Here is an 11339-nt window from a genome sequence, read left to right as displayed (position 1 = left end):
AAGAAGGGATGCGTGAATGTCCAATGTTTCAAAATACCGTGTTTCCATGTCCAAACTCCTCTTTTCTTAATGGTACCATAAAAATATTTCTCTGTGTTGCATCTCAATTCTTTTTTGGTCTATCTCCTTGCACTCGACCCTACGCGAGTCTATGATAGACAAGGTTTGGGGAGAGAAATGATGAAATTGATAAGGTACAGAAGGAATATTCCACTTTCCTACGGGTTCACTGCGTTGATGAACCTCTCCTTTACCCATGGGCTTTGGATGATGTATCTTGCGTCAAAAGGCTTCTCCTTGGTGCAGCTTGGTCTCTTGGAGGCAATCTTCCATGTTACCAGTTTCCTGATGGAAGTTCCCACAGGTTCGGTTGCCGACATCTGGGGAAGAAAAGTAAGCCGCCTCTCAGGCAGGTTGTTCGGTGCGCTAAGCCTTGCCATCATGTTTCTTGCCCCCACCTTCCCTCTCCAGGTAGTGGGGTTCATCTGCAGTGCACTCGGATATAATCTCGAGTCCGGGGCAGGGGATGCCTTGCTCTATGACTCACTGCTGCTCGATGGACAGGAGTCTTCTTATCTAAGGGTAAAAGGATTGGATGAACTGCTCTATCAATCATGCTCGGTGGTTGCGTTCCTGGTAGGTGGATTGCTTGCCACCCTCGACTACAGCTATGCATTCTCGCTTACCATCCTGACCAATCTTCTTGCCTTCCTGCTGGCACTGTTCTTCAAGGAACCCGAGATAGAGAAGGAACCAAGAAGCGGACTATTCTCTGGAATCCTGAACTCCCTGAAGTCCCAGATTTTCTCAAGTGTGAAAGTATTTCGGGAAACACCCCGTATTGCCTTCCTTATTGTCTTCAGTGAGTCCTTGTTCGCTTTCATGATCAGTCTTTTCTTCTATTTACAGAACTTCTGGACTGACCAAGGGTACCTCCCTGATGCCATAGGGTATGCCTATGCAGCACACGCAATGTTGGCCGCATTCTTCTCTTTCAATGCCCATCGAATCGAGAGAAAGATCAATGAGAAAGGAATCCTTGTTGCCTGTCCCATCTTTCTTGCACTCTGCCTTTGGGGGATTGCCCTCACACCCTATACCATGGCTTTCTATGTCATTCTTGGTTGTATGGAAGGCTTGTTGGCTCCTACGATCAGCAGCTATTTGAACAAGCTCATACCTTCCAGGTTTCGGGCTACTATTCTCAGCTTCCAGAGCATGGCATACAGCCTGTTCATGATCATGATCTTCCCCCTGGTTGGCCTGATCGGAAGCACCCACTCCCTCTTGCTCTCATTCACCTTAATGGCAATAGCGGCAACACTCTTGGTTTTTGCCTATATCTGGGTCCTGATACGCAAGCGATAAGCTTGGCAGTGGACCCTCTCTCTGCTACTATGGACCAATGAAAATGAGTGAGAGAATGATCAATGCCTTGCTGCGTGCCTTTTTTCGAGTTTGTTTCAAAATTGATCGCAGTGAGCTGAATAAGGTCCCCATGGAGGGACCACTTCTGATGATGGTGAACCACACATCAAACCTTGAGGGCCCCATGCTCTATGGGTATCTACAGCCGAGGAAGCTCCATGCCATAGCTAAGCAAGAGCTTTGGGAGAGCAAATTCATGGCATACCTGATGGAAACCTGGGGAAGTATTCCTGTGGATCGGGAGAACATGGGCCGTGCTACCATGGATGCCTGTTTCAATATCCTCGACCAGAACCACATCCTGGCCATAGCTCCTGAGGGCACCCGGAGCAAGGATGGGACACTCCAGAGGGGAAAGGGTGGTGTTGCATTCATCGCACACAAGAAGAATGCTCCCATGATCCCTGTAGCAGTTATGGGCTTCGAGAAGACCAAAGCCAATATGAAGCGCCTAAAAAGAACGGTCATTACGATCAAAGTAGGTAAGCCCTTTGAGATTATCCAGAAGGGTGGTCGATTGGACGCAGAAACAAGGGATAAGCTTGGCGATGAGATTATGCTGCACCTTGCTGCCCTGATGCCCGATGAGAGACGGGGATACTACCAGGGTAAACCGATTGAATTCACCCTTACCCAGACCATTAACTAAGCAGATGTTCCAGCTCCTCACTGCATGCCTGTAGCGCATCACAGACGGTGAGGAGTATTTGCTTCTGTTGTGACTTTCTTCCAAGCGTGGAGAGCGATTCAGCTTTATAGTGAAGAGGCTTCCCCATCTGTAGGTATGCTTGCTTTCCACTCGGTGAGTACCGTGTATCGATCGTGCCTCCCTGCATTCTGTTCACCAAGTCAAGGAGGTTCAAGGCACTCTCTGCCGCTCTCCCTGTTTGGTACGTACCTTCTAGATATGCTGGATCAAGATACTCAAGGAGATCAACAATCTGGTTCTTCACGAGGTACCGTTTTGCATTCTCCTTTTCCTCGAAAGAACTATCCCTGGTGAAGAGCGTATCACTGCCTGTGAAGCGAACCCGATAGAGCCTGTCAATGATGGAGCCTTGGGCATCTTGCAGGCCAGCTTCTGCTTCGGCAAGAGAGAGCAATCCTTCACAGATCATATCCCTTCGTTGCGTAAAGGAGTGATGGGGATTGTCTTCCAAAGAATAGGTCCTTGCTATCTCGCTGAGCATACTCTCCATGGCATTGGTGATTTGCCCTGCAAGTGTATCTCCCTTAACGGTCAGACCACTTAGTTGTTCCCATCTTTCCAGCAATGATGATACCCAATCTTCACTGGCATTTGCATATCGATATCCGATCGAAAGGGGGAGTATGGTAACCCCTCCTGCGCTTTCCATCGCCCACATTGCCATACTTGCAATCCCTGTCTGTAATTTTGATACCTGATACATGTGATAGGTCACTTGGCCCTCTGGTGCCAAGGCAAGGGGATACCTGGGGCTGGCCAATTCATTCCTCAGGTATTGCATCCCCTCCTTGTTCGCGCTTCGGTTCTGAACGGCAATGAAACCAAGACGGGGAAAAAGAAACTGTGTCGCCTTACCAGCCCAATAGAGAACATCACGTCCATAGAGAAACCGCAAATGGCTCTCCTTGACGGCTGCAAGCAGGACCGGAGCATCCTCTTTTGCTGTATGACGGAATGCGAGGATTACAGGGTAGGGGGATGAGAGGGCTTCCTTCAAGTATTCCCTGTGTATGGTGGTAATACCCCTCACACCCATAGCAAGATGGAGATATGGACGGATGATCATTCTGCTGAGATGGAATACCGGCTTACTGAATTGGGGTTCTGGGAAAGGAGGGACTTTCAGTGCTTTCACCGTACCTCCTTCTTCTCCAGCATTTTCTCATAGTATGCTTGGTCGATAGGGTATTTCCTGAGAATAAACAAGCCAAGAAGATACCAAAGCAGAGGAAGTGGGCCGGAGACAATGATGATTCCTTTCATTGCCAGATCTGAGACCTGGCCGCTCTGATACCCGAAAAGTGCCAGTACCCATCCATTGAGTGCCAAGGCAAACGCTTGTCCTATCTTGCTGGAGAAAGTCCAAAGACTGGAGAACACCCCCTCCCTTCTTCCGCTGTGGTGCTTGATCGAATCGTACTCAACCACGTCAGGAAGAATTGCATGGGGCATCACATAATGTGTAGAGAGTCCGACCCCGGCTGCTCCCATGATAATCACACCATAGATGGGTCCCAGGTACTGTCCAAGCAAGCTGAAGGCCAATACACAAGCACTCATGATTCCCATACCGATCATATAGCACTGTTTCTTGCCAATTTTATGGGCTATCCGTACCCAGAGGGGAATACAGAGCAAACTGAAGGAGAGCAGCGCGATCAAGGCAAGCTGGAATAGTCCCTCATTGCCGAAGATGTAGGTAAAGTAGTAGACAAGAGCTCCCTGAATCATGCTGGTACCGGTAATGAAAAAGGTCCAAGGAAGCAGGGCCGAGAGAAATACACGGTCCTTCAGAACACCAGTGAAGGTGGAGATGAACCCTGCCTGTTCCTGGCCCTTGATGGCTTTCGGTTCGTGGATTGCAAAAACCGTTGCCATCGTGGAGATAAGCATAACAGCGCCCATAAAGGTTCCCATCATGGACCAGCCAAGGGGAACCTCTGGAAAGAGGTTAACGATGGGCATTACCAGCGCAGCACCCACAAATGTCCCCATGACAGCGAAGCTCATCCTGTACCCGGTCAATATGGTGCGCTCATGGTAGTCATCGGTGAGCTCGGGGAGCAGGGCTGCATAAGGGATATTTACCAGGGTGTATGCTGTATTGAGCAGGCAGTAGAGAAACGTGACATAGATGAATAGCTTCATCTGGCTGGAGAGTTCCACAGGTGTGAAAATCAGGCCCATGCAGAAGAATGAGATGATTGCCCCGACCACCATGTATGGGCGTCTTCTCCCATACCTTGTACGGGTTCTATCAGAGAGGTACCCAGTGATGGGATCTGTGATTGCATCCCATATTTTGCCGATCATCAAGGCTGTTCCTGCAAGGGCAGGAGCGAGGGAGAGGATATCGGTAAAGTAGTAGAGCAGATAGAAACCGATAATGGTAAAAAATAGGTTTCCCCCAAGGTCACCTACACCGAACCCTAATTTTGTACGTCTAGTCAGCATGGGAATGGTATCCTCCCTCTTTGCAATGAGAGTACAGTGGCTCTTGGGGTTTCTCAACCTAAATTTACGGGGTGTCCAGGATTCCCATGAATAGAGGGATCTCTTCCTGCATATCCAATATGGCATAGAAGAATGGCCGGTTGAGTCGCATCTCTACCGATTCCCTGGGCATGAAGCTCGTTACTCGTATCATGACAGCGGTAACCGCTGCGGCTTCAGTGCCTTCCTCGTCTACACGAATGAAACTCTTGTGCAGTACCTCATCGATATGGAGAGGAGCCTGAGCTTTGCCGAGCATGGCAGAGAAATCGGCAACACCTGGGGTGAAGGCTTTTTTCATTCCCATGGTATTAAGCGTGGAGACCAGACTTTCCTGGTATCGGCTCTCAAATTTGGGAAGGCTCAACTTCACCAAAGTTTTTTCACTCTTCTCTACCCAGTTAAAAAGCATCTGGCTGAATGGCCTATCCTCGTACTTGGCAAGGAAGGACCTGATAGGTACTGATGTATCCGGCAAGATCGCCACAAAGGAGTACCGCTCATTGGCATAGGGGAGGACGATGAACTGATAGTCATCCCCTCCAAGGTACGGGAACTGTTTTTCCTGGTTCATGAAAGGGACCGTTTTCTTTTCGTGTTCACCGAAGAATGTGCCATTCCTGGTATCACTGCCAGAAAACTGTTCTTTCCAGTCATCCTTGAATGCAATGGTATTGATAAGATACATAAGCATATCAGGCGAGGTGCGGTCTATTATGTCCGCAATTGCCCCTCGGGTGGCTTTCTTTACATATGCATTGATAATTCCTGCACTGGAGGGGTTCTGGAAGTCAAGGGACTGAGCAACTCCTTGGTAGTTTGTCCTGATCGAATCGAGGAACACCGGTGAGATCTGGAACGCTTCATTCATCCAGATGCTGTTGGAAATATCCAATACACTCTCTTGATTGATGGAATGCAGGTACGTTTCACTTTCCTGGTTCAGTGCCTCGGGAGTATAGTTTGAATCGGTGAGGACGTTAAGCATTTCGCTTTTGGTTTCCCCTACGGCACCATTCATGGTCATGGAAAGGGCAAGCAGGGCAGAAAGCGGGCTGATCATGCGGTTGCCTCCCTGCTGGTAGCCGGCAAAGAAGAGACCATCTGAGAAGGTACTCGCTACTTCACTGAATGACTTGGAAGGGGGCGTTTCTTGCAAGGGTTGGGCAATGAGGGACCCTGTGGCCAAGAGGATCAAAAACAGTAATACGATTTTGCGCATGCATAGACTCCTTATCCAGAGTGTACCATGGTTTTACCCAATGTGAAGCAAGAGCACACACAAAGCACAAAACTAGAGGGAACACTACTCCTGTATGAACGGAGGAGAGTATATGAAACAGTCACGGGGAAAAGTGCAACGAATACGGAAAATTGTGCAACTGGTTTTCTTTCTTTGGGTGGTTACGGTAATTTCCTTGAGTGAAGCGGTAGCAAATGGATTTACGCTACCATTTTCCATGGAAACAGTTTCCCTTCATGCAATATGCCCCTTTGGCGGGGTGGTAACGCTGTGGACCCTTATCAAGGATGGTATCCTGATTCGAAAGATTCATGAATCCTCGGTAGTGCTTGCATCCCTATCCGTACTCCTTGCGGTTCTCTTTGGACCGGTCATCTGTTCCTGGGTTTGTCCGTTTGGGACATTTCAGGAGTGGATCGGGAAGCTTGGAAGACGGCTCTTTCCAAAGCGGTACAACACATTCGTACCAAAGCGTATCGACCGTTACCTACGATTCCTGCGTTATGGTGTCCTTGTATGGATCTTGGTCATGACCGCCCTCTCTGCGACCTTGGTTTTTCAACCCTATGACCCATACTATGCGCTCTTCTCTCTCATTCATCGAGAGTTTGCACTTGCTGGACTTGTTATATTATTCATAATTATTTTGCTTTCACTCTTCGTGGAGCGTCCTTTCTGCAAGTATGCCTGTCCCTATGGTGCCTTCCTTGGGCTTTTCAACAAGATAAGGATCTTCAAGATACGAAGGAACAAAGATCTTTGCATCAACTGTTCTGCTTGCAATAGAGCCTGCCCGATGAACATTGATGTAGCAGGAAATGAGGTGGTTTCCTCAGGTCAGTGTATCTCCTGCATGGCCTGTACCAGTGAAGATGCATGTCCTGTCTCTGATACCGTGATCACTTCCGTCACCAAGAAACAACAAGGTATTTCCATACGGCGAATCGGTATCATCACGGTTCTGGTAATCGTTGGCGGTATCATGCTCTCCATGGTGCTTGGACTCTGGAGAACCTCCAGCAGCAAACAACCGACACTGTTGAAGGAAGGGGATTTTGCAGGAGCACCAAATCCAGAAGATATCCGAGGAAGCTATACTTTTGAAGATGTGGCGAAGGCTTTCCCCGTGCCTATTCCCATACTTCTGGATGCATTTGGCGTAGAAGAGGGAACGATGCGTCTTGGCTCCCTTGAGGAAATCTGGGCAGGTTCCATCCCTGAGGGAACAGAGGTTGGAACTGATTCCATCAGGCTTTTTGTATCGGTATACACCGGGATTCCATTCACAGCTGAAGAGGGAACCTTGCTGCCCACCAGTGCAGTGCGCGTGTTGGAGCGTGAAGGAAAGTCAGCTGATCCTCGTTTTCCGCAAATAAAAGAAGCTGCAATAGAACTTACCGTTGATACGAGTGTAGTAATACCCGCACCTGCCCTTGAGATCACCGGCAAGACCACGGTACAGGAAGTGCTGGATGCTGGTTACAGTCTTTCCCTGATAGAGTCAATCCTGGGAACAGTGGAGAACACGCGTGAGAGCATCAAGGTGATTGCTGAGTCACAGGGATTGAGTTTTAGTGAGGTGAAGCTGAAGATCCTTGAGTAACTCAGGCAGCAAGGGCCAAGGTGATGGGGATGGTAAAGATCCCCATCAGTGAACTGAGCAAAACCATGGTGCTGGAGAACTCATTCTTCAACCCGTAGCGCAGTGGCAATACACTTGTGAAAACTGCTGAAGGGAGTGCCGTTGCTACAATCACTACCGTCTTTGATAGTCCGCTAAGGCCAACAAGGGATGCTGCAAGGTACCCGACGGCATACCCTCCGATAAATCGGATGGCCAAGCCGCCAATGATATGACGGTCGAAAGTGAAGCGGATTCTCTTGAGAGAGACCCCGAGCGTAAAGGCTGCCAGAGGGCTGGCGGCGCTACCCGCAAAGGTAAAGGTTGAGACAATCGCCTTCGGCATGGTTATGGGAAGTATTCTTACGAGGAATCCAAGCAATACCGCCCAGAGAATCGGTGAGTGGAGCATGTTCAGCAGACCTTTCTTGCTGAACCCTCCGGTGATGATCAACAGTCCCAATGTGAAGAGAAAAATTCCTTGGATCTGGTCATAGATGAGGATCAGGTTCATTGCCTCGCTTCCTCCCCATAGTTCCATCAGAGGGATACCAAGGAACCCGGAGTTCATGAAGACCAGTGGGGGGATTGTGCTACGCATATCCTGTTTTGCAAGTTTTGCCCATCCAAGTGCAAGGGGGAAGAGTAAAAGCGAGACCAATGCAGAAGCTTTTGCAATATCTCCAATAACTGCTCCGCTGAGGGTGCTTTCAGTCAGCGAGATGAATACCAAGGCAGGCATGAAGAAGTCAGAGACAATACGGACAAGGTCTTCCACCTTGATCGACTCAATGCTGCTCAGCAAAAAACCACCCAAGACAACAAGGATAATGGGAAGCATCTGGAATAGTGAGGAGATAATCATGAGCTGAACTATACGGCAAAGCGTAAAGGGAAGCAACCAAGCAGTGGGGAAAAAGCACGCCCAGAGAACATTCAGTTCTTGATTCCTTCCCTTATTCCGCTATACTGAAAACCAGAATACAGGAGTATCATGGAAAAGAGTGGTTGGTCAGCAGAAGGCAGACAAGATTCACGACGGTCAGGGCAACTGACCATTCGCGTCTTTCTGCTAAGCCTCTTTCTAGTATTCATCCTCTCGCTGTTTTTCCACCAATTCAATCGCAAACTAGAACAATCACTCTGGGAGGAGAAGCAGGCTCAGTACCAATATCTTGCGGACCAAAGTGCCCAGCTGGTAAGCCAGCAGATCAATGAAGACCAGAGAGTGCTGCAATCGTTGGTTGAAGAAACTGCATCCCTCACGAAAGGGAGTGCGGTAGCTATGCTCAATGAGTACGATGTCCGGTGGGAGAAAGCAGGTGACTATCCTTCCATCACCCGTTCTGGTGATCATTTGCAGTATGCGGCAAAAGCTGAACTGGCTGACGGAACATGTCTTACCCTGTTTCATACCGTTTCCACCAATACATACGATGCATTGCTTGGTACGTTGTTTACGGGCAAGCCCTTCACTGGATATTGGATCAAGCCGGAGGGAACCTTGCTCTGGCAGACAGACGGAAGTCTCGATGGGCTTGATGCACTTTCGCTTGCTTCTGATGAAACGATGCAGTTGTTCACCAGTAAGCTTGATGGTGGATGGGGACAGTTTGTCTTGGTTGCCAACCGTGGTCTTTCCGAATCGGTCTCCCTGGCAATACTTCGCTCCTCTCTCTCTATGGCGGTGATGGTTATCGTCATCTTCTTCCTCTTCCTGGTGTACTTGCTCTCCATGGATCATCGATATGCCAGGACCTTATGGCATCTGGCCTATGTTGATGAGCTTACCAAACTGCCGAACAAGAATCTCTTTGAAAAGGAAGCAAAGATACGCTTGCAGCACCCGAGGGACTCTTATGCAGTCATGATTCTGGATATCGGAAAGTTCAAGTTGATCAATGACCATTTTGGCTATGGCTTCGGCGATTCCTTGCTTCTTCACTGTGCAAAGGTCATTCCTCGGTATGTTACTCGTGATGGACTGTGTGCCCGATTAAGCGGTGATAAGTTCATTATGCTTGTAAGCTACCGTGAACGGACAGCCTTGCAACGGAGGATTACCATCATCGAGGAAGAGTTGAGCCATTTCTCTTTTCCCAAAGCTTCCCTTTTCCAGTTGGAAATTCTCATCGGTATCTCACTGGTTGAGGAGCCGAATCTGGAGATCAGTTCATATATCGACCGAGCTCTGTTTGCTCTCTCAGCATTGAAGGAAGCGAAACAAGGCTGGTATCTCTTCTATGAGGAAGCACTCAAGGACCAGCTTCTTGAAGAGAGTGAATTGGAGCATGTGTTCAACAAGGCTCTCTCAGCTGGGGAATTTTTCATCCAGATTCAACCGAAATACTCCTTTTCTGCCGGATCCCTTATCGGGGGGGAAGCCCTGGTCAGATGGAAGCATCCAACCAGAGGATTGTTGATGCCCTCACAATTCATTCCACTTCTGGAGAAACATAATCTCCTTATCTCTTTGGACATGTATGTCCTGAAGCTTGTGTGTAAGCTGTTTGTCCAATGGAAGGGTGAGGGCAAACCCCTTCTGCCTATCTCGGTCAACCAGTCAAGGGCACATCTCTTTGTCACGGACTACGAGGAGAGCCTGGTAGCATTGGTTGACCACTATGGCATCGACCACAAACTCATGGAATTCGAGTTGACCGAAACCTTGTTCCTCCATGACCTTACCCATCTATCATCTGTCCTGAAATCGCTGAGAAGCCAAGGATTCTTGGTCTCCCTTGATGATTTCGGTTCAGGATACTCTTCCCTTACCATGCTCAAGGATGTACAGATTGATGTAATCAAGATGGACCAAGGGTTTTTCACCGACCTTACTACCAACGAACAGGGAAGGGTTGTTATCCAGCATGTCATTGCCATGGCGAAAGATCTTGGGATTACCTCCATTGCTGAAGGTGTGGAGAGTGAAGAGCAAGCAAGGATGCTGGCTTCCATGGGCTGCGACGCTGTACAGGGCTACTTCTACAGCCAACCGCTGGAGACCAGTGAGTATGGGCAGTTGCTGAGCGACGACACTCCTCGCTGTTTTCTCTAGAAGATGAAGATAAAGAGAATACCTTGGAAGAACAGGTGCGTCAGGGCATGTGTGATCATGGCATATTGGATTCCCATTTTCAGATAGACCCACCCAAAGAGATATCCCAATACTCCGTTGAGTACGAGGCTTCTGAGTACCAACATACCACTCAAGGCTCCGAAGGCCGCTTGTGTTGCCGGTAGATGACCAAGCGCAAACAGTATTGCAGCAACCAGATTCGCAATATGATAGTAGGCTTTTGGGATTTCCAGTCCTTGCCTCGTCTTTCCAAACAACAGGTCGAGTATGAAGACCAGGAGTGAGAGGAAGAACAATCGAAGCATGATCTCTTCCAGGATACCTCCATAAAGCATGGAAAAGAGGAGCGCAACAAAACTGAAGGATTCAGGGGAGTATGAGGCTTGGACCTGGGGAATGTGTGGAGCAAACACAAAGTAATCACTGAGCATGACCAGTGCAGAGAGAAGTCCGAGGAGGATCGCCTTTCCTGCAAGTGTTTTCTCGAAGGTGAGGGGGCGAAGCAGTCCAACCTTCCGGGCAAGTTGGTGTCCAAGGTAGGCTAGCAGAAGCGTATATACCAAGGCAACTTGGATAAAGGTGGCCAGTAGAAGCAGAGGGAGTGAGACTTCCACACCAAGGTTTGCAGCTACTGTACTGTTCGTATACGCCAGATACCAGGCACAGAGAAGCCCTATGGGGAAAAAAAGCAGGGCAAAATGTAATGCTTTCTTGTCAATTTTCATGCAAAGCTCCTGCACGTACTGTATCCCAGTGTGCAGGAGTT

The 11339-nt window shown here is 48.8% G+C and carries 9 protein-coding genes; 4 read left to right on the top strand and 5 right to left on the bottom strand.

Annotated features, from left to right (window positions below):
- Positions 1-180 precede the first annotated feature (180 nt).
- The gene (locus tag JF818_RS13620; RefSeq protein ID WP_233067885.1) at positions 181-1368 is read left to right on the top strand and encodes an MFS transporter; all 1188 of its coding nucleotides are present in this window, start codon (positions 181-183) and stop codon (positions 1366-1368) included.
- A gap of 37 nt (positions 1369-1405) precedes the next feature.
- On the top strand, positions 1406-2077 hold the full coding sequence (locus JF818_RS13615) for a 1-acyl-sn-glycerol-3-phosphate acyltransferase (protein WP_198892525.1): 672 nt from the start codon (positions 1406-1408) through the stop codon (positions 2075-2077).
- On the opposite strand, the gene JF818_RS13610 is transcribed toward JF818_RS13615, so the two are convergent.
- The 3 genes from JF818_RS13610 to JF818_RS13600 all read right to left on the bottom strand — a co-directional run bounded on the left by JF818_RS13610 (position 2070) and on the right by JF818_RS13600 (position 5852).
- The gene (locus JF818_RS13610; protein ID WP_198892524.1) at positions 2070-3272 is read right to left on the bottom strand and encodes a 1-acyl-sn-glycerol-3-phosphate acyltransferase; all 1203 of its coding nucleotides are present in this window, start codon (positions 3270-3272) and stop codon (positions 2070-2072) included. The genes JF818_RS13615 and JF818_RS13610 overlap by 8 nt on opposite strands.
- The gene (locus JF818_RS13605) at positions 3269-4591 is read right to left on the bottom strand and encodes an MFS transporter (RefSeq protein ID WP_198892523.1); all 1323 of its coding nucleotides are present in this window, start codon (positions 4589-4591) and stop codon (positions 3269-3271) included. Before JF818_RS13605 ends, JF818_RS13610 begins: the two co-directional genes overlap by 4 nt.
- A 64-nt stretch (positions 4592-4655) precedes the next feature.
- Positions 4656-5852, bottom strand: coding sequence for a serpin family protein (locus JF818_RS13600; RefSeq protein WP_198892522.1), 1197 nt, complete (start codon positions 5850-5852; stop codon positions 4656-4658).
- Between the two features lie 112 nt (positions 5853-5964).
- On the opposite strand from JF818_RS13600, the gene JF818_RS13595 reads away from it, so the two are divergent.
- The gene (locus JF818_RS13595; protein WP_198892521.1) at positions 5965-7476 is read left to right on the top strand and encodes a 4Fe-4S binding protein; all 1512 of its coding nucleotides are present in this window, start codon (positions 5965-5967) and stop codon (positions 7474-7476) included.
- A gap of 1 nt (position 7477) precedes the next feature.
- Here JF818_RS13595 and JF818_RS13590 read toward each other — a convergent pair whose 3' ends face one another.
- Positions 7478-8359, bottom strand: coding sequence for an AEC family transporter (locus tag JF818_RS13590; RefSeq protein ID WP_198892520.1), 882 nt, complete (start codon positions 8357-8359; stop codon positions 7478-7480).
- A 129-nt stretch (positions 8360-8488) separates the two neighbouring features.
- On the opposite strand from JF818_RS13590, the gene JF818_RS13585 reads away from it, so the two are divergent.
- Complete coding sequence (locus JF818_RS13585; RefSeq protein WP_198892519.1) at positions 8489-10552, top strand: bifunctional diguanylate cyclase/phosphodiesterase; 2064 nt, start codon at positions 8489-8491, stop codon at positions 10550-10552.
- On the opposite strand, the gene JF818_RS13580 is transcribed toward JF818_RS13585, so the two are convergent.
- A complete protein-coding gene (locus JF818_RS13580; RefSeq protein WP_198892518.1) occupies positions 10549-11298 on the bottom strand; it encodes a type II CAAX prenyl endopeptidase Rce1 family protein in 750 nt (249 codons plus the stop codon). The two genes, JF818_RS13585 and JF818_RS13580, sit on opposite strands and share 4 nt — an antisense overlap.
- Positions 11299-11339 lie beyond the last annotated feature (41 nt).

The organism is Sphaerochaeta sp. S2 (genome assembly GCF_016406725.1).
Taxonomy (GTDB): Bacteria; Spirochaetota; Spirochaetia; order Sphaerochaetales; family Sphaerochaetaceae; genus Sphaerochaeta.
Note: the sequence above shows the minus strand (reverse complement) of the source record. Positions and strands in the feature narration are given on the sequence as shown.